Here is a 21754-nt window from a genome sequence, read left to right on the forward strand (position 1 = left end):
CCCATAGGCAAGCTTTGTCGCAAGGGATGCGTTTCCCTTGATATATATTGAAGATGCAGGAGTGGGGTTAAGATGGAATTTACGAAAATGCATGGACTGGGCAACGATTTCCTCGTTTTTTACGGGCATGCGGAGCTGCCTGAAAATGTATCCGAGCTGGCGGTAACTTGGTGCGACCGGTATTTCGGGGCCGGCGGGGACGGGCTCGTGTTTATCCTTCCGTCGGAGAAGGCCGATTTCAAAATGCGGATCATCAACTCGGACGGTACGGAAGCCGAGCAGTGCGGCAATGCGATCCGCTGCGTGTCCAAGTACGTATACGACAACGGCTTGGTTGATAAAGAGAACGTGACGATCGAAACGCTCGGCGCGGGCGTGCAGCAGGTCAGCCTGCAGGTGGAGAACGGAGCCGTCAAAACGGTGCGCGTCGATATGGGCGAACCGATTTTGGACGGCCTGGCCGTTCCGACCACGCTGGAGGACAGCCCGGTGCTGAACCGGCCGATCGAGGCGGGAGGGCGCGAGTTTTCCTTCACGGCCGTGTCGATGGGCAATCCGCATTGCGTCATTTACGTGGACGACGCCCCGAACTTCGATTTGACGACGTGGGGGCCGAAGCTTGAGGTGCATCCTTATTTTCCGCGTAAAATCAATGTCGAGTTTGCGACCGTGACGAGCCGGGACCGGGTGGAAATGCGCGTCTGGGAACGCGGAGCCGGGCCGACGCTCGCCTGCGGAACGGGGGCCTGCGCCACCTTGGTATCCTCCGTGCTGAACGGGCTGACGGACCGGGCGGCCTGGATCGGGCTGAAGGGCGGGGACCTGTTTATCGAATGGGATGAACGGGACAACCACGTATATATGACCGGCCCGGCGGAAGCGGTGTACAAGGGCAGCATAGAAATCTAACAGCCGTTTGGCCGGCGTTGCGGCAGGCGGCAAACGAAGCCGGGACACCCGAGGTTGGGGGGCCCGGCTTTTTTTAAGATATGTGACATGCATTTGCGGAGGCAGCGGTAATAGCGGTAAAAAAGGGCGTTATTCTTGCTAAATAGGGACCAGATGCGATATAGAGGAACTTTTTTCCTCTATTTCTCGCCGGGTGGGGGCAAAACGCGGTTTTTCAAGTCTAATAAGAAAATAAGGACCAAAAGTTCCTCTATTTTATTCGCGAGGGAAAAATTCGCAAAAATAGCGCCACAAAACACCTCTATTTCAGGACGGTCGCTCCCTCCTAAGGCTTAAACTATGGGCGTATACAGCAACATGAAAGATTTCTGCCAAACGCATCACATTCTATCTTATCATTCTTATAGAATTATGTTAGATTAGTATGATAATAGTTTACGTCAGGTTGTCGGGAGGGACGAGCATGAAGCCGGATTTGCGCGAGGCGCTGAAAAACGAAGTGATTGTCGGCGACGGAGCCATGGGCACGTATTTGTACCATTTGGGCTTTCCGGTCGGCATTTCCTATGAAGAATTCAATTTGCTGCGTCCGGATGTCATCGGCGACGTGCACCGGCGATACGTCGGGGCCGGAGCCCGGTTGATCGAGACCAACACGTTTTCGGCAAATTACTATAAATTGTCCAAATTCGGCCTGGAGGCGAAGGTGGAGGAAATCAACCGCGCCGCCGTGCGCATCGCCAGGGAAGCCGCGGGGGATGTTGCTTACGTGGCGGGCGCGGTCGGTTCGATCCGCGGCGGGAAGCGGGCGAACGTCACGGCGCAGGAGCTGGGAGATTATTATGAGCAGCAAATCGCCGCGCTCCTAACCGAAGGGGTCGACGCCCTGCTGTTCGAAACGTTTTACGATTTGCGGGAAATCCGGATCGCGCTGGGGAAAGCGCGCCATCTCACCGATCTGCCGGTCATCTGCCAATTTGCCGTCGACCAGGTCGGCCGCACGCTGGACGGATACGCGATGCAAGAAGCGTTCGGCACGCTGCTTCGGGAGGGCGCCGATGTGCTAGGCTTCAACTGCCATTCCGGCCCGAAAGGAATTATGAGCGTGATGGCCGAAATGAACGGCCCGCTGGACGTTCCGATGTCCGTATTTCCAAACGCAGGTTTGGCGGATTATGTGGATGGAGAATATGTATATGGAGCAACTCCCGAATACTTCGGCGAAAACGCGGCATCGTTCGCCGATTTGGGCGCGCGTCTGATCGGCGGCTGCTGCGGCACGACGCCGGAGCACACCGCGGCAACCGCGAAGGCGCTGCTTGGATACGCCGCGCCGCCGCTGGCGGAGGAGCGGAAGTTCGCCGCGGCGCGTCCGTCCGCGGTCCTGAATGAGCCCGCGGCCCCGGAGACGGAAAGCGGGGCTGCCGAAAGCGGTCTCTACGGCCGCCCAAACCGGCCGAGCCTCGTCGATCTGGCGAAGGAACGGCACACCGTCATCGTCGAGCTCGATCCGCCGCGCGATCTGGATATCGGCAAGTTTATGGAAGGCGCGGCCGCGCTTCAGGCGGCGGGCGTCGACGCTTTGACGCTGGCGGATAATTCGCTGGCCGTGACGCGCATGAGCAACATGGCCTTGGGGCATCTCGTCCAGTCCGAGCTGGGCCTTCGCCCGCTCATTCATATCGCCTGCCGGGACCGCAATTTGATCGGCACGCAGTCGCATATGATGGGCTTCGACGCCCTGGGCATCGACCATGTGCTGGCCGTGACGGGCGATCCGGCGCGCTTCGGCGATCTGCCGGGCGCAAGCTCCGTCTACGATTTGACGTCGTTTGAGATCATCCGCATGATCAAGCAGCTCAACGCCGGGATCTCCTTTTCCGGGAAGCCGCTGAAGCAGAAAGCCAAATTCGTCGTCGGCGCCGCCTTTAATCCGAACGTAAAGCACCTGCACAAGGCGGTTGAGCGGCTGGAGAAAAAAATCGCCTCCGGCGCCGATTACATTATGACCCAGCCGGTCTATGACCCGAAGCTGATCGCGGCGGTCAAAGCAGCGACGGCGCATCTGGATGTTCCGATTTTTATCGGAATCATGCCGTTGGCCAGCGGCAAAAACGCCGCGTACCTGCATAACGAGGTGCCCGGCATCCAGCTTCCGGAGGAGGTTCTGAAGCGGATGGAGGGACTGCAGGGCCCGGAAGGGCGCAGAGCGGGCGTGGAAATCGCCAAAGAGCTGCTCGACACGGCGATGGAGCATTTTAACGGCATTTATTTGATGACCCCGTTTATGTTCTATGAAATGAATGTCGCTTTAGTGAATTATGTCAGGGAGAAATCGAAACAGGGGGCGTCCCACTTGTCTCGCTCCACATAATCAATTACAATAGGGTAACGGATGTGATGCCATTGTCGCACAGTATGACAGGATACGGTGGGGCCGTCAGATCTTACGGCGGTTACATCGTTCAATTCGAGATAAAATCCGTCAATCACAGATACGCGGAAATCGTTTTGCGTATGCCGCGGGAGTGGTCGTGCTACGAGGACGGACTGCGACGGTTGGTTCAACGCCATGTAAAACGGGGACGAATCGATGTTTTCATCGGCAAAGAGCTTGACGATACGAGCGTCCTGCCTTTGGTGCTGAACGCTCCGGTTGCGGAGTCTTACCTGCGGGCAGCCGAAGAGCTTGGCCGCCGTTACGGCGTGGACGCCAGGCTGAATGCCAAGGACCTGCTTGCCCTGCCGGACGTGTTGACGGCTCCCGAGCGGCCTGAGCTTGGCGAAAGCGAGCCGGAGTGGGAACGGGTGCTGCAGGACGGCCTCGAGGAAGCGCTGATCGGGCTTCTGGGCATGCGCGAGCGCGAGGGGAGGAACCTCGTTTCCGACCTGAATGGGCGGCTGGCCCGCCTGGAGGCGATTCACGCCGAGCTGGTGCGGCTTGCGCCGGAGGTTGTGAATGATTACAGAAGCCGGCTTAAGGCCCGGCTTTCCGAACTGCTTGAGGGAAGTTTTGACGAGCAGAGATTTGCGATGGAAGTGGCCGTATTTGCCGACCGCTCCAATATCGACGAAGAGCTGATCCGCTTGAAGAGCCATTTCGAGCAATGCCGCAGTTTGCTGCAGGCTGTTGAGCCGATAGGGCGCAAGCTGGATTTTCTCATACAGGAAATGAACCGGGAAACCAATACGATTGGATCTAAAGCCAATCATTTGGCTCTTGTCAACCTTGTCGTCGAAATGAAGGCGGAGTTGGAGAAAATCCGCGAGCAAGCCGCGAATCTCGAATAACGTATTTTGACGCAGGGCAGGAGTCAATTATATAGGGGGAACTACCTGAACATGGGAATTAAACTTATTAACATCGGCTTCGGAAATATCGTATCGGCCAACCGAATCATTTCGATCGTCAGTCCGGAGTCGGCGCCGATCAAGCGGATCATTCAGGAAGCGAGAGATCGCCATATGCTGATTGACGCTACATACGGGCGCCGGACGCGCGCGGTTATTATCACGGATAGCGACCATGTTATTTTGTCGGCGGTGCAACCGGAGACAGTCGCCCACCGGCTGTCGACCAAAGATGAAGACAACGACGAATAAAATGGAGAGAATTATGTCTAAAGGGTTACTTATTGTGTTATCTGGACCGTCGGGCGTCGGGAAAGGAACGGTTTGCAGCGAACTGCGCAAGCGCATGCCGGATTTGATTTATTCGGTCTCCGCAACGACGCGGCAGCCTCGCCTTGGCGAAGAAAACGGCGTGAACTATTTTTTCAAAAGCCGTGAGCAGTTTCTGGAAATGATCGAAAACGATCAACTGCTGGAGTATGCCGAATACGTCGGCAACTTTTACGGCACCCCGCGCGATTTCGTGGAAGAGACGATCGCCGGCGGCAAGGACATTATTTTGGAGATCGAAGTTCAAGGTGCGCTCAAGGTGAAGGAGAAATTCCCGGAGGGCGTGTTCGTGTTTCTGCTCCCGCCTTCGCTTGACGAACTGAAGGGCCGCATTCAAGGCCGGGGAACGGAAAACCAGGCAACGATCGACCATCGCATGTCGGTGGCCGCGCATGAGATCGGACTGATGGAAAATTATGATTATGCCGTCGTCAATGACGAAATCGATCATGCCTGCCAAAGAATACAATCCATCATTATCGCCGAACATTGCAGAATCCGCAAGCAGGGGAAATGCTAAATCCGGCGATCAGCCAATAAGAAGAGGTGTTACGTTATGCTGTATCCATCCATTGACAAGATGCTCGGCAAAGTAGGGAGCAAATACTCCTTGGTCGTGGCCGCGTCCCGCCGCGCCAGACAACTGCGCGAAGGAGACAAAAGCGAGCTGAAGCAGCCGAAGTCGCATAAGCAGGTCGGCATTGCGCTCGAAGAGATTTACGGCGACTACGTCAAGATCAAAAACGACGGAGAACAGCCGGCAGACAAAGAATAGATTCCGGCCTCCGGGCTGCTTTACGACAACCGCGAGGTTGTTATTTTTTTGGTTTGGGAGAAAGGCAGGGGATACCGATGTTATCCGGCAAAAAAATTTTGCTAGGCGTCACCGGCGGAATCGCCGCGTTCAAAGCGGCGTCGTTAACCAGCAAGCTGGTGAAAGAAGGAGCGGAGGTCCGCGTCATCATGACCCGGTCGGCGACCAAGTTTATTACGGAACTGACGCTGCAGGCCTTATCGAAAAATTTCGTGTACACCGATACGTTTGATGAAAAGCATCCTGAATCGATTTCGCACATCAATTTGGCCGATTGGGCCGATCTCGTGCTGGTCGCTCCGGCCACGGCCAACATCATCGCCAAAATGGCTGCGGGAATCGCCGACGACATGCTGTCGACGACGCTGCTCGCCACGCAGGCGCCGATCATGGTTGCTCCGGCGATGAACGTGCATATGTACGAGCACCCGGCGGTCGTCCGCAATATGGCTGAGCTCGTGGAGCGCGGAGTCATGATGATCGAGCCCGGCGAAGGGCTGCTGGCCTGCGGTTATACGGGCAAAGGGCGGATGGAAGAGCCGGAGTCGATCGCGGCCGTGGTGAACGGCTATTTTGCGCGCCAGGCCAAACGGGCGGATAAGCCGCTCGCCGGCAAAAAAGTCGTCGTGACCGCCGGCGGCACGGTCGAGCGGATCGATCCGGTCCGCTATATCACCAACGACTCTTCGGGCAAAATGGGCTTTGCCATCGCTAAAGCGGCCCGGGAATTGGGGGCGGACGTGAAGATTATCGCCGCAACGACGCAAGCGCAACCGCCTGCGGGGATATCCTTGACGCGCGTTTCCTCGGCGCAGGAGATGTACGAAGCGGCCCTTCGGGAATGGGACGATACGGATATCATGGTGAAGGCCGCCGCCGTGGCGGATTACCGGCCGAAGGAAACCGCGCCGAACAAAATCAAAAAAACCGGCGATTCCCTGGTGCTGGAGCTGGTGAAAAACATCGATATTTTGGAAACGCTCGGGAAACAGAAAACGACCCAACTGCTGATCGGCTTTGCGGCGGAGACGGAAAATCTCGAGCAGCATGCTATGGACAAGCTGAAGCGCAAACATTGCGATTTGCTCGTCGCCAACGACGTCACCGCGGAGGGAGCGGGATTCGGCGCCGAAACCAACATCGTAAACGTTTATGATGCGAACGGATTGGTGGATTCGCTGCCCCGGCTCGCCAAAGACGAAGTGGGCATGCGGATTATGGAGCTTGCGGCCGGCCGCTTGAAGGGAACGGGCCGATGACCTACCGAATGGCCAAAGTGATCGTGGATGTGCCGAGCCGGGAAACCGACCGGCCTTTTGATTATTTGATTCCTCAGCCGCTGGCGGGGTGGATCGAGGTCGGCAGCCGGGTCGGCGTTCCGTTCGGACGCCGCACGGTGCAGGGGTTTGTCGTTTCGCTGCATGAACAGCCGGAAATGGATCCGGCGCGCATGAAGCCGATTCAGGAACTGCTGGACCTGCTGCCCCCTCTGCCGCCCGACCTCGTGGAGCTGGCGGACTGGATAAGCCGGACATACGCCTGCAGCATGATTTCGGCGCTGCAGGCGATGATTCCGTCGGCGCTGAAAGGCAAGGCGGAACGGTATATCCGCGCGGCCGGGCCGGAGGATGCGCCGGAAAGCGAAGGCGCTGCGGAGCTGGTCGCGGCGGGAAGCGCAGCGGAGCCGTTTCGGGGCGGGCAGGAGGAAGAGGAACTGCGCCGGGAAACCGGCAGCCTGCCCTCTTTGTCGGCTTTGCTGACCCGGGAAGAGGAGGAAATCGTCGCCCACGTCAAGGCGTCCGGAACCGTGACGATGACCCAGCTTGGCGGCCGGTTTCCGGACCGGGCGGCGATCATCAAGGATTTGCTAAGCCGGGGCGTACTGACGGAAAGCCAGGCGATCAAGGACAAGGTCGGCAAAAAAACGGTGAAAAGCGTGGCCGCGGCGGTCAGCGGCAAGGCGGCGGAAGACGCGCTCGCTTCTTTCGGGCCGCAGGCCAAACGCCAGAAAGAAGTGCTGCAGTTTTTGCTGGAGGTCGGCATGCCGTTGTCTCTCCAAGAGGTGCTGTCCACCCTGCGGGTGACGGCGGGCACGGTGAAGAAGCTGGCGGAAAAAGGCTACGCCGCGATCGAAGACGTCGAAGTGTTCCGCGACCCTTTCCAGGGACGCCGCTTTAAGAGCAGCGCGCCGCTGGAACGAACGCCGGAGCAGGAGATCGTATATAATCGGCTGGCCGCGGCGCTTGACGCCGGGAAGTCCGAAGTGTTCCTGCTGCACGGGGTGACCGGGAGCGGCAAAACGGAGGTTTACTTGCAAACGATTGAGCGCTGTCTTTCCCTGGGGCGCCAGGCGATCGTGCTCGTTCCGGAAATTTCGCTTACGCCGCAGATGGTCGAGCGGTTCAAAGGGCGGTTCGGCGGCAAGGTTGCCGTGATGCACAGCCGGTTGTCCACCGGGGAAAGGTACGACGAGTGGCGGAAAATCCGCGAAGGCCGGGTGGAGGTGGCGATCGGAGCGCGTTCGGCGGTGTTTGCGCCGTTTGCCAAACTCGGGCTGATCGTCATGGACGAGGAGCACGAAACCTCCTATAAGCAGGAGGAAACGCCGAAATATCACGCCCGCGACGTCGCCGTCCGGCGCGCCCGGCAGCACGGGGCCGCGGTGATTCTGGGCTCAGCGACCCCGTCGCTGGAGAGCTACCATGCGGCGCGCTCCGCGGGCGGGGATCACGGCGGCTTTGCTCCGGTGCTGCTGGAAATGAAGCAGCGTCCGTCCGGCAGCCGGCTCCCGGGGGTTCAAATCGTCGACATGCGGGAAGAACTGAAGGAAGGCAACCGTTCGATGTTCAGCCGCGCGCTGCACCGGGGGATTTCAGCCCGCCTCGAGCGCGGCGAACAGACCGTGCTGTTCCTCAACCGGCGCGGCTATTCCACGTTTGTGATGTGCCGGACCTGCGGATACGTGGCCGGCTGCCCCGAGTGCGACATTTCGCTCACCTACCATCAGAAATCGAACAATCTGCGCTGCCACTATTGCGGTTACGCCGAAGCGGCGCCGTCCGTATGCCCGGAGTGCGGCAGCGAGCATATCCGCTACTTCGGCACGGGCACCCAGCGGGTCGAAGCCGAGTTGGCCAAGCTGTTTCCGGGCATCCGCGTCATCCGCATGGATGTGGACACGACGAGCGAAAAAGGCGCGCACGAAAGGCTTTTGCAGGCGTTTCGGGAGAAAAAAGGCGACGTGCTCCTGGGCACGCAGATGGTGGCCAAGGGGCTGGATTTTCCCGATGTGACACTGGTCGGCGTAATCGCGGCGGACACGGCGCTGAATTTCCCCGATTTCCGCGCTGCGGAGAAAACGTTCCAATTGCTGACCCAGGTGGCGGGGCGCGCCGGGCGCCATCAGCTGCCGGGGGAAGTGTTTATCCAGTCCTATATGCCGGAGCATTACTCCATCGTCCATGCCAGCGGGCACGATTATTTATCGTTCGTGCGCGAAGAGCTGGGGCACCGCAAGGCGCTGCATTATCCGCCGTACAGCCGGCTGATTCTGGTCACGCTCTCGCATGAGAAGCTGCCGCTGCTGCTCCGCATGGCGGAAAATTTCGCCGGCGATCTGCGGGCCAAGGCGCAGCGCCTCGGCTGGTTCGGCAGCCTGGACCGGTTCGCGCCGGCGGCTCTGGACATTCTCGGCCCGGTCGCCTCGCCGATTCCGCGCATCAAGAACCGCTACCGGTTCCAGTGCATGGTGAAGTACCGCGGCGATTTGGACGCGGTCAGCCTGGTGCGGGAAACGGCGGCCGCAACGCTGGCGGGCCTGCGCGACGCCAGTTTGCAAATCAGCATCGACGTCGATCCGCAAATGCTGATGTAATGGCTGTATGCAATTTATGATCAAACCTCGGGTTTACGGCATATATATTTTTTGAAGAATGCACTGGACCTTTTTATATAATATATAAGTTTATATAAGTTGAATTAAAGAATAGGGCAGAGCAGGCAAGAGGGTGAAATGATTCTGAAGAAGCGTCAGCGTTCGCCTTTGTGACCGGATTTTTACAGTGTTTGAATTCGTACAATCATAGAAATCCGGGAACAACAGCGATCGTAAGAACATTTCACCCGTCTGCCTCTTTCTGTACAATCATTAGTTCAACTCATTATAATACACAAAAAGCTCATCAAGCGACGGAAGGAAGTGCCGTATGGCGATACGTATTATCGTAAAAGAACCGGATGAAGTGCTGCATAAGGTAGCCAAAGAAGTGACGAAAATTACCCCGAACGTTCAGAAAATTTTGACCGATATGGCGGATACGATGTACGACGCGGAAGGCGTGGGACTGGCCGCCCCGCAGATCGGCATTCTAAAACGGATGATCGTGGTGGACGTAGGCGATGAGCACGGGCTGATCGAGCTGATCAATCCGGAGATCGTGTCCACGGAAGGGGAGCAGTTCGGGCCCGAAGGGTGCCTGAGCATCCCGGGTTACCGCGGCGATGTGCGCCGGGCGATGACGGTGACGGTCAAAGGGCTGGACCGCAACGGGAATGAAGTGTCTTACACCGGGTCCGAGCTGTTGGCCCGAGCTTTTCAGCATGAAATCGACCACTTGAACGGAGTGCTCTACACCGATGTGGCCGAACGAGTGTACGAAATTACGCCGGAAGGTGAAGAGAAGGAGTGACGTCGCAGGTGAAGATCGTCTTTATGGGAACCCCGGAGTTTGCCGTTCCTTCCCTGGAGGCTTTGCTGCGCGAAGGGTACGATGTGGCCGCCGTCGTAACCCAGCCGGATCGTCCGCAGGGGCGCAAAAAGGTGCTGACGCCGACGCCGGTCAAAGAAGCGGCGCTGCGGCACGGGTTGCCTGTGCTGCATCCGGCGCGGATGCGCGCCCCCGAGGCGGTGGCGGAGGTCGCGGCCTATCAGCCGGACCTGATCGTCACGGCGGCGTACGGGCAAATTTTGCCCAAGGCGGTGCTCGATTTGCCGCGTTACGGCTGCCTTAACGTTCACGGTTCGCTGCTGCCGAAATATCGGGGCGGCGCGCCGATCCAACGCGCGATCATAAACGGCGAGAAGGAGACCGGGATCACGCTGATGTATATGGCGGAGGGGCTGGACACCGGCGATATGATCGCGAAGTCCGTCGTTCCGATCGAGGACGAGGACACGTCCGGCACGTTGTTCGAGAAGCTGAGCGAGGCGGGAGCCAGGCTGCTGCTTGAGCAACTGCCGCTGATCGTGGCGGGCAAGGCCGAGCGGATTCCGCAAAACGACGAGGAATCGACCTATGCGCCGAACTTGAGCCGCGAGGATGAACGCATCGACTGGTCGGCTTCTTCACGGGACATCTTCAACCGGGTGCGGGGGCTCGTTCCTTTTGCCGGCGGTTTTACGTTATGGAACGGCGAAGTGTTTAAAATATGGTCGGTCGCCAAGCCTGCGGAGGGCGAAGCTTCCACTACCGCATCCGTTTCCGCGGGCGGATCCGCGTCCGGACAGGCTCCGGGGACGGTGCTCGACTTGTCGGCGCGCGGCATTGAGGTGAAAACCGGAGATGGCTCCGTACTGCTCACCCGCGTGCAGCCGGCCGGCAAAAAAGCGATGGAAGCCGCGGAGTTCGTGCGCGGCGGCGTGATGAAGAAAGGGACGGTATTGGGATGAGCCTAGAGGGTGGCGTTGGCGGAGGAAAAGGCGGCAGGGAACGGGGCGGAGCTTCGAAGACAGGCGCGGGCGGCGGTTTCGCTTCAAAGGCAGGGGGCAGTTCTGCTTCCAGAGCGGGCGCTGTGCGCGGAAACGCACCAAAGGGGGACGCCGGGCGCAGCTCTGCTTCAGGGGCAGGCGCCGTTGGCGGTAACGCCCCAAAGGGAGGCGGCGGACGCGGTTCTGCTCCAAATGCGGGGGCGGCACGTGGCGCCGTTCAAAAGGCGAGTGCCGGAGGAGGCGCCGGCCCGTCGGGAGGAGCGGCCCGCGGACAGGCGAAGCCGTCCGCCCGCAGCGTCGCGCTGGAGGTGCTTACCGCGGTCGAGCAGGAGGGCGCCTACAGCAACCTGCTGCTCAACGGGGCGCTGCAAAAATCCGGTCTGTCCGGTCCGGACGCGGGTCTTGCGACCGAACTGGTATACGGTACGATTCAACGGTTGAACACGATCGACTTTTTTTTGGCGCCTTTCGTGACGAAAGGGCTTGGCAAGCTTGCTCCGTGGGTGCGCAATTTGCTGCGGCTTAGCTTTTACCAGCTTCATTACCTGGACCGGATCCCTCCGCATGCCGTTGTCAACGAGGCGGTCAATATCGCCAAAAAGAGGGGGCATCAGGGTATATCCGGGATGGTGAACGGTGTCCTGCGCAACGTCCTGCGCCGGAAGGAGGAGCTGACCTTGCCGGAGGATCTGCCGCCGGTCAGCCGAATCGCCCTGGCCCATTCGCATCCGGAATGGCTGGTCGCCCGCTGGGCCCGGCAGTACGGCATTGCTGCGGCCGAAGCCATCTGCCGGGCCAACAACGAGCCGCCTTCGGTCAGCGTCAGGGTCAACCGGGCCCGGACGAGCCGGGAGGAGATGCTGCGGCTGATGGAGGAGCGGGGCCTTGCGGCGTCGGCTTCCCCGATATCGCCGGACGGCATCATCGTACATAGCGGCGGCAACATGGCGCTGACGTCCTGGTACCGGGACGGGCTGATTTCCGTACAGGACGAAAGCTCCATGCTGGTGGCCGAAGCGGTGGATCCGCAGCCGGGCATGTCGGTGCTGGACTGCTGCGCGGCGCCCGGCGGGAAAACATGCCATATGGCGGAGATCCTTGAGGGTAGCGGCGAGGTGGTCGCGAACGATATCCACCCGCACAAAGCCAAGCTGATTGAGGATCACGCCGACAGGCTGGGCCTCGGGAACGTGCGGTCGCTGTCGGGAGACGCGATGAAGCTAAGCGGTCGCTTCCCGCCGGAATCGTTCGACCGCATCCTGCTCGACGCGCCCTGCTCGGGCCTTGGCGTAATCCGCCGCAAGCCCGATTTGAAGTGGGCGAAGACGCCGGGCGACGTTGAAGAGATCGCCGGGGTTCAGGAAGGTTTGCTGGACGCGGTCAGCGGACTGCTGAAACCGGAGGGCATCCTCGTTTACAGCACCTGCACGATCGAACCCCGGGAAAACGCCGAGATGGTCCGGCGGTTCCTAAGCCGCCATCCGGAGTTCGCTTTGGCGGCGGAGGAGCCGGCCGGCTGGGAGCGGCGGCCGCTGGCCGAAGCCGCCGGCCGGGTGGCGGAAGGGCTGCAAATTTTGCCGCAGGACTTCCATTCGGACGGATTTTATATCGCCCGTTTGCGAAAGCGCGGCGGCGGCAAATAGAATGAGACTAGTTTCAGTTTTTTAGAGGTCAAGCTCACGGTCATTGCCGCCGGGCTTGGCCTTTTTGAATTAGGCATGGGAACTGCCTGAGAATTCCCTCCTCTAAACCCCTTCATAAAAAATAGCGGAACTTTATGTTCTTATTTCCGGCTATGAGCACGATCATCACCCTTAGCGGAATTTTATGTACTTATTTTTTAGTGAACGGTGTGAAAGGTGGCCATTTCCCCGCGATTTGGGAAAATAACGACAAAATGTTCCTCTATTTCGCTCAACATGGGGGATACCGCCGAAATAGCGACATTTTTTGTTCTTATGTTTTCGCCCGGTTTTTTCCACAAACTAACTTTTGCAATTTTCCCCAGGTCTTCGCTTCGCAAAAGTGTCACTGCTGCCATACTCGCCATTCTAGCATTATTTCAGGTACCGTCCACTATTGGCTTCTCCTGCTCATCCTCCCCCTGGCCTACTCTCGCTCACCTTCCCCTTGACCTATTCTCGCTCGTCCCCTGCCTGCCCAACCTTTCTTGGCCTGGCTATTCCAGCGTTTCCGCCGCACGGTTTCCCCCGCCTCCCAAAGTCCCGGAAGGCTGTCAGGAGCGGCCCTATCCGGCGCACACTTTAGTGTCATGGCGATTTATGATAAAATAGGAGGAATGAGTGGGTGATTTTTTGATAAAACATAGGATAGGTGTGTGAAAATGAAGCCTTTTATATATGATTATACTTTGGAAGAGCTGCAGGATTGGGCGGTGAGCCAAGGAGAGCCGGCCTTTCGCGGCGGCCAGATTTTCGATTGGTTGTACGTGAAGCGCGTCGGTTCCTTCGCCGAGATGACCAACCTGTCCAAATCGCTGCGGCAGAAGCTGGACGAGCAGTTTGCTTTCGTTACGCTGCAGGAAATTACGAAGCTGGAATCCAAGGACGGCACCGTTAAATTTCTGTTCGGGCTGCATGACGACCACGCGATCGAGACGGTCATCATGAAGCATAATTACGGCAACAGCATCTGCGTGACGACGCAGGTCGGCTGTAAGGTGGGCTGCACCTTTTGCGCTTCCACGCTCGGCGGCCTGAAACGCAACCTGACGCCCGGCGAAATCGTCGCCCAGGTTGTGCAGGCGCAGAAAATTCTCGACGCCAAAGGCGAGCGCGTCAGCAGCATCGTGATCATGGGAACGGGCGAGCCGTTCGAAAACTACGACGCCACGATGAAATTTTTGCGGATTATGATCCACGAAAAGGGCTTGAACATCGGACAACGGCATATTACTGTATCAACGAGCGGTATTGTGCCGAACATTTACCGGTTTGCCGACGAGAATACGCAAATCAATCTGGCGATCTCGATTCACGCGCCCAACGATGCGCTCCGTTCCAAGCTGATGCCGGTGAACCGGCGCTTTCCGTTTGACGACGTGATGGAGGCGCTGCGCTACTATATCGCCAAAACCGGCCGCCGGATCACCTTCGAATACGCGCTGATCGGCGGGGTCAACGACCAGCCGGAGCATGCGGAGGAATTGGCCGGCGTGATCAAAGACATGCTCTGCCATGTCAACCTGATTCCGGTCAACTACGTGCCGGAACGCAAATACGTGAGAACGTCCAGAAACGATATCTTTAATTTTCAACGGGTCTTGGCGGACAAGGGAGTCAATGTGACGATTCGCCGGGAGCAAGGCCATGATATTGCGGCGGCCTGCGGCCAACTGCGGGCAAAGCATATGGAGTCTGGTGCGAGGTGAACGATAGTGATTAAGACGGTTTATTTGAGTGATGTGGGACGAGTCCGTTCGGTTAACGAGGACTGCACCTGGGTGGACCGGCTCGAGCAAGGCTACACGCTTGGCGTCGTGGCCGACGGAATGGGCGGCCATCAGGCCGGCGATGTCGCCAGCAGCCTGGCCGTGGAGACGATCACCCGGGATTTGGCCGGGCTGCCGGGAGGCTTGTCGGTCCGGGATTTCGGCGAGGAGCTCAGAAAAGCGATCCTCCACGCCAACGAAGTCGTGTTCCGCAAAGCGTCGGAGCATGAGGAGTACCGCAACATGGGCACCACGGTCGTGGCCGTGCTGCTGGCCGGGCGCGATGGCATGGTCGGCCATATCGGCGACAGCCGGGCGTACAAGTACCGGCACGGGGAGATCGTCCAGCTGACCGACGACCATTCCTTGGTCAATGAGTTGCTGAAAAGCAACCAGATCAGCGCCGAGGAGGCGAATGTCCATCCTCACCGCAATGTGGTGACCCGGGCGCTGGGCACCGACGAACAGGTCGATGTCGACATGAACCGGGTAACTTTGGAGCCTGGGGAAATCCTGCTGCTCTGCAGCGACGGGCTCAGCAATTACGTTACGCCGGAACAAATGACCCTGACGCTGGGGTTGGATGATCTTGCGCTGCACGATCGCGCCGATCGTCTGCTTCAGATGGCTTTGCATGCCGGAGGCGACGACAACATCAGCATCGCCTTGCTGGAACAACATGAGGATGCCGGGTCAGGCATAAAGGAGTGGAATTCATGATCGGACACGAATTGGGCGGTCGTTACCAGGTTGTCGAACGAGTCGGCGGAGGCGGGATGGCGCTCGTCTATAAAGCGCAGGACATTTTGCTGAATCGCTACGTGGCCATAAAAGTGCTGCGTCAACAATTTGTGAATGACGAGGAATTTATCCGGCGTTTCCGCCGGGAAGCGCAGTCGGCCGCATCCTTATCGCATCCGAACATCGTCAGCGTGTATGATGTCGGACAAGAAGACGACGTTCATTATATCGTGATGGAGTTCGTGGAAGGCCAAAATTTGAATGAAATCATCAAGGAGCGGGCCCCGCTGCAAGTCGAGGAAGCCGTCCGCATCGCGTCGCAAATCGCCGACGCGCTGGATCACGCCCATCAGAACCAAATCATTCACCGCGATATTAAACCTCATAACATATTAATCGGGCGCAACGGATGGGTGAAGGTTACCGACTTCGGCATCGCCCGCGCCGTCACGTCGACAACGATTACGCAGACGGGGTCGGTGGTCGGTTCGGTGCATTATTTTTCGCCGGAGCATGCCAAAGGGGTGGCGACCGGGGAGAAATCGGACCTGTATTCCCTGGGGATCGTGCTCTATCAGATGCTGACGGGGCGGCTTCCTTTTTTGGGCGAAAGCCCGATCAGCGTGGCGCTGAAACACCTGCAGGAGCATTTCGACGAGCCGCGGACGGTCAACCCGATGATTCCGCAAAGCGTGGAAAATATTATTTTAAAGTCGATGCGCAAAAACCCCGGGGAACGTTACCAGTCGGCGAAAGAAATGCTGCGCGACCTGGAAACCTGCCTGCTGCCGGAACGGCGGATGGAATCGAAACTGGCCTTTATTGAACATGATGATGAAGATAGCACGCGAATCATTCCGGCCATTCGCCCTCAAGCCGGCGCAAAGCCTGGAGGTTCGGCCAAGCTGACCCGGGACAATCCGCGGGAGCGGGACAATGCGGCTGCACTCGAAGAACGCCAGGTTCCGAAGAAAAAAGCTTGGGGCAAGCCGGCGTTATGGGTCGGGTTGACCTTGGTCATTCTGCTGGCGATGGCGGGCGTCGCATGGTATCTCAGCAGCCTGGTCACCGTACCGGAGGTCAGCGTACCAGGCGTCGTGAACCTGCAGGAACAGGATGCGATCGCCAAGCTTAAAGACAACGGGATCGAAGTCGGCGACATCGACCGCGAGTATAAAGATGGCTTTCCCGAAGGGGTCGTTTGGGAACAGAGCAAACCGGAGGGCATGAAAGTGAAGGAAGGCTCCACGGTCGACCTCAAGGTCAGTATTGCCAAGCCGCTGCCCAAGATGCCGACGCTGACGGACGGTAAGACGACTTATGAAGATGCCGTGAATCAGCTTGTTGACTTGGGGGTTGATAAAGACCGCATTTCGAAAAAGGAGGAACCCAGCGACGACAAGGAAGCGGGTCAGGTCATCGGTCAAAGCCCCGACCCCGGAACGGAGTTTGATCCCGAAACGGAGGAAATCGTGCTGACGGTCAGCACGGGGCCGGAAAACGTCAAAATGCCGAATCTGGTGAACAAAACCCAGGCCGAAGCGGAAGCCGAAATTAAGAAGTGGGGGCTAAAGCTGGCCGAGGACGGCATCAAAGAGGAACCCAGCTACGAAGTCGAAGCGGGCAAGGTTACCAAGCAGTGGCCGTACGCGCCGAATGATGAAGTCCCGCCGGGCTCGAAAGTTACTTTGTTCGTCAGCACCGGTTATCCGCCGGAGGCGATCACGTATACGTATCAGGTTCCGGTCGTGCCTGCGGTGGAAGGACAGAAAAGCAAGATCAGCATCAGCTACGGGGACGCGCGCGGCGACAGTCAGCAGTGGGGTACCAAAACGATCGGCAAAGCGCAATATCTCGCCGTCGATCTCGTGCTTGCGCCCAACAAGAACGGCTACGTTTCCGTGACTCGGGACGGGGTGCTGCTGGATACCTACCAGATAAACTATATCGACGCCAAGCAGGGGACGGTGCCCGTTCCGGAGTTTCCGGCCAGCAGCTCGGAGGGGACATGGGGCGATGAGAATACGATGGACCAGGATTCGGGAGAGATCCCGGATACCGGCATGGTTCAATCGGGCAACCTGGTCTCGGCCGTGAGCGACAAGGTAAAAGGTAAAGGCAAAGGCAACGGTAAGGGGAGCAAGCATGGACATTAAGGCAAACCGAGATGAAAGCGAGGCCTGCATTTTATGCCGGAAGGCTTAATCGTGAAGGCATTAAGCGGATATTACTACGTAAAGCCCGCCCTAGCGGCTGCGGAAGGTAACGTGCAGTGCCGGGGCCGGGGCATTTTTAAAAAAAAGGGAGTTACTCCGCTCGTCGGGGACCGCGTTATTTATACCCCGACGGAAAACGGAGAAGGCACGGTGGACGAAATTTTGCCGCGTGAGACCGAGCTGATCCGTCCGCCGATCGCCAACGCCAAGCTGGCGGTGCTGCTGTTCTCTCTGCGGGAACCCGACCTCAATCTGCAGCTTTTGGACAAGTTCCTGGTGCATATCGAGCATGCCGGGCTTAAGACGCTGATTTGCCTGACCAAAGGCGATTTGCTGAACGAAGAGGAGGATGAAGCGGCGGAGAGCCTCCTCCGGGTGCAAGAGCTTTACCGCTCGATCGGCTATGAGGTGATCGTCACGAGCTCCGCCACCGGCGCCGGGACGGGGGAAGTCAAAGCGCGGCTCGCCGGGGAGATCAGCGTGTTCTCCGGGCAGTCGGGCGTCGGCAAATCGTCGCTGCTGAACGCGATGCTGGGGCTTTCGCTGGAAACGAGCGAAATCAGCCTGAAGCTGGGCCGCGGCCGCCATACGACCCGCCATGTGGAGCTGATCGAGCTGGAAAACGGCGGGTACGTGGCCGATACGCCGGGTTTCAGCCAGCTCGACTTCCTCGAGCTTGGCGTCGAAGAGCTGTCCGGCTGCTTCCGCGAGTTTGCGGAATACGCCGAAGCCTGCAAATTCCGGGGCTGCAGCCATTTGCACGAGCCGGGCTGCAAGGTTAGGGAAGCGGCGGACCGGGGAGTCATCGCTGCGAGCCGCTACGAGCATTACGTGCAGTTCCAGGAAGAAATGAAAGAGAAAAAACGGAGGTATTAGCCGCATGAATCCAATTTACATTGCGCCGTCGATTTTGTCGGCGGATTTCGCCAAGCTGGGCGAAGAGGTCGCCGATGTGGAGCGGGGGGGAGCCGACTGGCTGCATGTCGATGTGATGGACGGGCATTTCGTGCCGAATCTGACGTTTGGTCCGCTTGTCATGGGGGCGATCGCGCCGCTGACGAAGCTGCCGCTGGACGTCCATTTAATGATCGAGAAGCCGGAGGAATACGTTCCCGCGTTCGCCAAATCGGGCGCTCACCTCATTACCGTTCACGCCGAGGCCTGCGTTCATCTGCACCGCGTGCTGCACCTGATCAAAGAGCAAGGCGTCAAGGCGGGGGTCGCGATCAATCCGGCGACGCCGGCTGCGGCGGTCCGCGAGGTGCTGGAGGACGTTGATCTCGTGCTGGTGATGACCGTAAACCCGGGATTTGGCGGGCAGGCATTCATTCCGGGAACGCTGCGCAAAATCCGCCAGCTGAAAGCATGGAAAGACGAGCTTGGCCTAACGGATTTGCGGATCGAGGTGGATGGCGGCATTTCCGCAGCGACGGCGCCGCTCGTCGTGGAAGCGGGGGCGGATGTGCTCGTTGCCGGCAACGCGGTGTTTGGCCAAGCCGACCGCCGCAGGGCGATCGGAGAAATCCGGGAGAGCCTGGCCGGTTTGGAATAGGCGCCAAAAGATGCGCATACAATGGGTTACATGAGCAGGGTTCTCATGTAACCTTTTTTTTGTGGCGGGAATACACGGGTAAATGAAATTGAACATAGAATATGGGTGAGCATGAGCATGATTGGGGAGGGTGAACGATGAAATTTTACACATTCAAGCTGCCTAAGTTTTTGGGAGGATTCGTCAAAGCCGTTCTAAATACGTTTCACAAAAACTAGGCGGCTGCAGGCCGCCTGAGGAGCGAAGGGCCCGCCCCTAGCGGTTCCCGCCTGCCATTCACGAAAGGGCCCTTTGGCTGACGTGGCTTTGACCGGTACCGGTTGTTACCCGAGACTTCCAGGCAAAAAAGCGCATGAAAAAAGCACCTCCATAAAAAGGTGCTTTTTGTCTATATGTCCCGTCCCGAGATTACACGCGGGTCACTTTACCGGATTTCAAAGCCCGAGTGCTGACGTATACGCGTTTCGGTTTACCGTCTACCAAGATCCGGACCTTTTGCACGTTTACGCCCCAAGAGCGCCGATTGCGATTGTTTGCGTGAGATACATGGTTACCGCTGCCTGGCTTCTTGCCAGTCACATAACATTTGCGAGCCATTCATTACACCTCCTGTTCCAGGTACACCTGTCTTGAAAATAACGGTTTGATTTCTCATGGACCGCATAAAACAATACTTATATATAATATCACAGCAAAAAAAGCTGCGTCAACAGATCGTTAAAGTTTATTTCTACGTGTTCTTATAGTACAATATGGTTTAGTCCATAATAATTTCATCATCTTTTATATTATTGCTTTTTGCGAGATAGTTGGACCCGGGGCCGGCCGGATCGAGGCCGTTTTATGCGATTGCCCGCAGTCCAAGCGTACGTGGATCAAGCTAGGAAGGGGAATTCTCATTGAGTAAGCGTTCTTTAAATGGAACTGATTTTACCGCCATGGTGTTGGCCGGTGCAAAGCGGCTGTCGGAGCATGCGGAGCACGTCAATTCCCTGAACGTATTCCCGGTTCCCGACGGGGACACCGGTACGAATATGAATTTGACGATGACGGCTGGCGTAACCGAATTGCAGAATAACGGAAGCGGAGGTGTCGGCAGCAGAGCGGGAACCTTGTCCAAAGGTTTGCTCATGGGCGCCCGCGGGAACTCCGGCGTTATCTTGTCCCAGTTGTTCCGCGGTTTCAGCCGCCATGTCGCCTCGTTGGAGGAACTGAATCCGATTCAATTCGCCTCCGCCCTGCAGAGCGGCGTGGATACCGCTTATAAAGCGGTAGTGAAGCCAGTGGAGGGAACGATTTTGACGGTGGCGAAGGAAGCGGCCAAACACGCGGTTTTTTACGCGAGAAGAACTCATGATATCACGGAGCTGATGGGCGAGGTGCTGGCCAAAGCCAAGGAAGCTCTTGCCGGTACGCCGGAATTGCTGCCTGTGCTGAAACAGGTTGGCGTCGTCGATTCGGGCGGTCAAGGACTTGTGTATATTTATGAAGGATTTATGGAATGGCTGTCCGGTGAAGGCGCGGCTGAAGCCTGGCCGGGACAAGCTCCGCTTAAGCCCGCGGCTCCGGAAATCCGCCAGCCTGCTTCGGCGGCTGCGGTGCACGCGCCCGCGCCGGCCCAAGCCAAGCTGGAAACCGAGGATATCGAGTTTTTATACGATATGGAGTTTTTTATCAACCGCAAGCTTGGCGGCGTGCAGGGGGCCGTTTTTGACGAGGAGAAGTTCCGGAAAGCGCTGTCGCTGAATGGGGATTCCATTATTGTGATCGCCGACGACGAGATTATTAAGGTGCATGTCCATTCCAAAACGCCGGGCGATGTGCTTAATTTGGCGCTGCAGTACGGCGAAATAACGCAGATCCATATTTTGAACATGCGGGAGCAGCATCGCGAATTGCTCACCGCGGGCATGGACGCCGCTCCGATGCCGGAGCTGTTCGCCGACATTCCGGCGGAAACGCTGCGGCCGGCGGACCCGGCCGAATTGCCGGCCGATGAGCTGGCGCCTTACGGATTTATCGCCGTCGCTTCGGGGCAAGGCATTGCCGATATTTTCACCAGCTTGGGCGTTGACGTCGTTTTGTCCGGCGGACAGACGATGAATCCGAGCACGGAGGACTTCGTGAAAGCGATCGAGTCCATTTCGGCCCAGCATGTGTTCGTGCTTCCGAACAATTCGAACATTATTTTGGCGGCGCAGCAGGCCCGCGATCTGCTTGAAGGGGAACGCAACGTCATCGTTGTTCCGAGCAAGAGCATTCCGCAGGGTATTGCGGCGGCGTTCGCTTTCCAGGAGGAAGAGAACGTAGAGGTCAACGAATCGAATATGCTGAGCGCGGTACAGCATGTAAAAACGGGGCAGGTGACGTATGCCGTTCGCGATACGATGTTTGACGATTTGAAAATTACGGCCGGGCATTACATCGGGATTGCGGACGCGAAAATCGTGGCTACGGAAGAGGGGCTGCTGGAAACCTGCCAGGGGCTGCTGGACAAAATGCTGGCCGGCGGCGATGAAATCGTCACCGTCCTGGCGGGCGAGGAAGCCGAGGAAGAAATGACGGAACGGCTCGTGGCCTGGCTGCAAGACAAGTATCCGGATGTCGAAGTGGAGGTTCACTCCGGCGGACAACCGATCTACTACTATCTGTTTTCGGTGGAATCCTGACGGGCGCAGGAAAG

At 58.0% G+C, this 21754-nt stretch carries 20 protein-coding genes; 18 read left to right on the top strand and 2 right to left on the bottom strand.

Translation table 11 applies throughout. The features are described 5' to 3' along the window. Positions 1 to 72: 72 nt before the first annotated feature. The 11 genes from dapF (at position 73) to rsmB (ending at position 12754) form a co-directional block, all read left to right on the top strand. Positions 73 to 909 carry a diaminopimelate epimerase gene (gene dapF / locus NYE74_RS15125; RefSeq protein ID WP_341004886.1) on the top strand — a complete coding sequence of 279 codons (837 nt, stop codon included), beginning with the start codon at positions 73 to 75 and terminating at the stop codon, positions 907 to 909. A 463-nt stretch (positions 910 to 1372) separates the two neighbouring features. Further along, the gene (locus NYE74_RS15130) at positions 1373 to 3283 is read left to right on the top strand and encodes a bifunctional homocysteine S-methyltransferase/methylenetetrahydrofolate reductase (RefSeq protein WP_213510306.1); all 1911 of its coding nucleotides are present in this window, start codon (positions 1373 to 1375) and stop codon (positions 3281 to 3283) included. Positions 3284 to 3315: 32 nt separating this feature from the next. Then, entirely contained in the window at positions 3316 to 4200 is an 885-nt protein-coding gene (locus NYE74_RS15135) for a YicC/YloC family endoribonuclease (RefSeq protein WP_036621598.1), read from the top strand. Between the two features lie 51 nt (positions 4201 to 4251). Then, the gene (gene remA, locus NYE74_RS15140; protein WP_036621599.1) at positions 4252 to 4512 is read left to right on the top strand and encodes an extracellular matrix/biofilm regulator RemA; all 261 of its coding nucleotides are present in this window, start codon (positions 4252 to 4254) and stop codon (positions 4510 to 4512) included. Between the two features lie 13 nt (positions 4513 to 4525). Further along, entirely contained in the window at positions 4526 to 5110 is a 585-nt protein-coding gene (gene gmk / locus NYE74_RS15145; protein WP_036621600.1) for a guanylate kinase, read from the top strand. A 36-nt stretch (positions 5111 to 5146) separates the two neighbouring features. Then, entirely contained in the window at positions 5147 to 5365 is a 219-nt protein-coding gene (gene rpoZ, locus NYE74_RS15150) for a DNA-directed RNA polymerase subunit omega (RefSeq protein ID WP_036621601.1), read from the top strand. A gap of 77 nt (positions 5366 to 5442) precedes the next feature. Continuing rightward, a complete protein-coding gene (gene coaBC, locus NYE74_RS15155; protein WP_036621602.1) occupies positions 5443 to 6663 on the top strand; it encodes a bifunctional phosphopantothenoylcysteine decarboxylase/phosphopantothenate--cysteine ligase CoaBC in 1221 nt (406 codons plus the stop codon). Then, positions 6660 to 9278, top strand: a complete 2619-nt coding sequence (gene priA, locus NYE74_RS15160) for a primosomal protein N' (RefSeq protein ID WP_341004887.1) — start codon at positions 6660 to 6662, stop codon at positions 9276 to 9278. Before coaBC ends, priA begins: the two co-directional genes overlap by 4 nt. Before the next feature lie 331 nt (positions 9279 to 9609). Beyond that, on the top strand, positions 9610 to 10092 hold the full coding sequence (def, locus tag NYE74_RS15165) for a peptide deformylase (protein ID WP_036621603.1): 483 nt from the start codon (positions 9610 to 9612) through the stop codon (positions 10090 to 10092). 8 nt (positions 10093 to 10100) lie between these two features. Next, positions 10101 to 11072, top strand: coding sequence for a methionyl-tRNA formyltransferase (gene fmt, locus NYE74_RS15170; RefSeq protein ID WP_341004888.1), 972 nt, complete (start codon positions 10101 to 10103; stop codon positions 11070 to 11072). Further along, a complete protein-coding gene (gene rsmB / locus NYE74_RS15175; RefSeq protein WP_341004889.1) occupies positions 11069 to 12754 on the top strand; it encodes a 16S rRNA (cytosine(967)-C(5))-methyltransferase RsmB in 1686 nt (561 codons plus the stop codon). Before fmt ends, rsmB begins: the two co-directional genes overlap by 4 nt. A 197-nt stretch (positions 12755 to 12951) precedes the next feature. On the opposite strand, the gene NYE74_RS15180 is transcribed toward rsmB, so the two are convergent. Next, positions 12952 to 13152, bottom strand: coding sequence for a hypothetical protein (locus NYE74_RS15180; RefSeq protein WP_270618698.1), 201 nt, complete (start codon positions 13150 to 13152; stop codon positions 12952 to 12954). 303 nt (positions 13153 to 13455) lie between these two features. Here NYE74_RS15180 and rlmN point away from each other — a divergent pair, with 303 nt between their 5' ends. The 6 genes from rlmN to spoVM all read left to right on the top strand — a co-directional run bounded on the left by rlmN (position 13456) and on the right by spoVM (position 19289). Continuing rightward, positions 13456 to 14502: a 23S rRNA (adenine(2503)-C(2))-methyltransferase RlmN gene (gene rlmN, locus NYE74_RS15185; protein WP_036621604.1), complete on the top strand. Its 1047-nt coding sequence runs from the start codon at positions 13456 to 13458 to the stop codon at positions 14500 to 14502. Between the two features lie 6 nt (positions 14503 to 14508). Further along, positions 14509 to 15282 (top strand): Stp1/IreP family PP2C-type Ser/Thr phosphatase, encoded by a 774-nt coding sequence (locus NYE74_RS15190; RefSeq protein WP_328272257.1) that lies wholly within the window; start codon positions 14509 to 14511, stop codon positions 15280 to 15282. Continuing rightward, positions 15279 to 17459, top strand: a complete 2181-nt coding sequence (gene pknB / locus NYE74_RS15195) for a Stk1 family PASTA domain-containing Ser/Thr kinase (protein WP_328272256.1) — start codon at positions 15279 to 15281, stop codon at positions 17457 to 17459. The genes NYE74_RS15190 and pknB overlap by 4 nt, the downstream gene beginning before the upstream one ends. 33 nt (positions 17460 to 17492) lie before the next feature. Beyond that, on the top strand, positions 17493 to 18395 hold the full coding sequence (rsgA, locus tag NYE74_RS15200; RefSeq protein WP_328272255.1) for a ribosome small subunit-dependent GTPase A: 903 nt from the start codon (positions 17493 to 17495) through the stop codon (positions 18393 to 18395). A 4-nt stretch (positions 18396 to 18399) separates the two neighbouring features. Beyond that, positions 18400 to 19071 (top strand): ribulose-phosphate 3-epimerase, encoded by a 672-nt coding sequence (gene rpe, locus NYE74_RS15205; RefSeq protein ID WP_124332960.1) that lies wholly within the window; start codon positions 18400 to 18402, stop codon positions 19069 to 19071. A gap of 137 nt (positions 19072 to 19208) precedes the next feature. Beyond that, entirely contained in the window at positions 19209 to 19289 is an 81-nt protein-coding gene (gene spoVM, locus NYE74_RS15210) for a stage V sporulation protein SpoVM (RefSeq protein ID WP_036621610.1), read from the top strand. A gap of 190 nt (positions 19290 to 19479) precedes the next feature. Here the strand turns inward: spoVM and rpmB are convergent, their stop codons facing one another. Next, the gene (gene rpmB / locus NYE74_RS15215; RefSeq protein ID WP_009225259.1) at positions 19480 to 19668 is read right to left on the bottom strand and encodes a 50S ribosomal protein L28; all 189 of its coding nucleotides are present in this window, start codon (positions 19666 to 19668) and stop codon (positions 19480 to 19482) included. Between the two features lie 302 nt (positions 19669 to 19970). Here rpmB and NYE74_RS15220 point away from each other — a divergent pair, with 302 nt between their 5' ends. Then, a complete protein-coding gene (locus NYE74_RS15220; RefSeq protein ID WP_340928137.1) occupies positions 19971 to 21740 on the top strand; it encodes a DAK2 domain-containing protein in 1770 nt (589 codons plus the stop codon). Positions 21741 to 21754 lie beyond the last annotated feature (14 nt).

The organism is Paenibacillus sp. FSL P4-0127 (assembly GCF_038007325.1).
Classification (GTDB): domain Bacteria; phylum Bacillota; class Bacilli; order Paenibacillales; family Paenibacillaceae; genus Fontibacillus; species Fontibacillus macerans.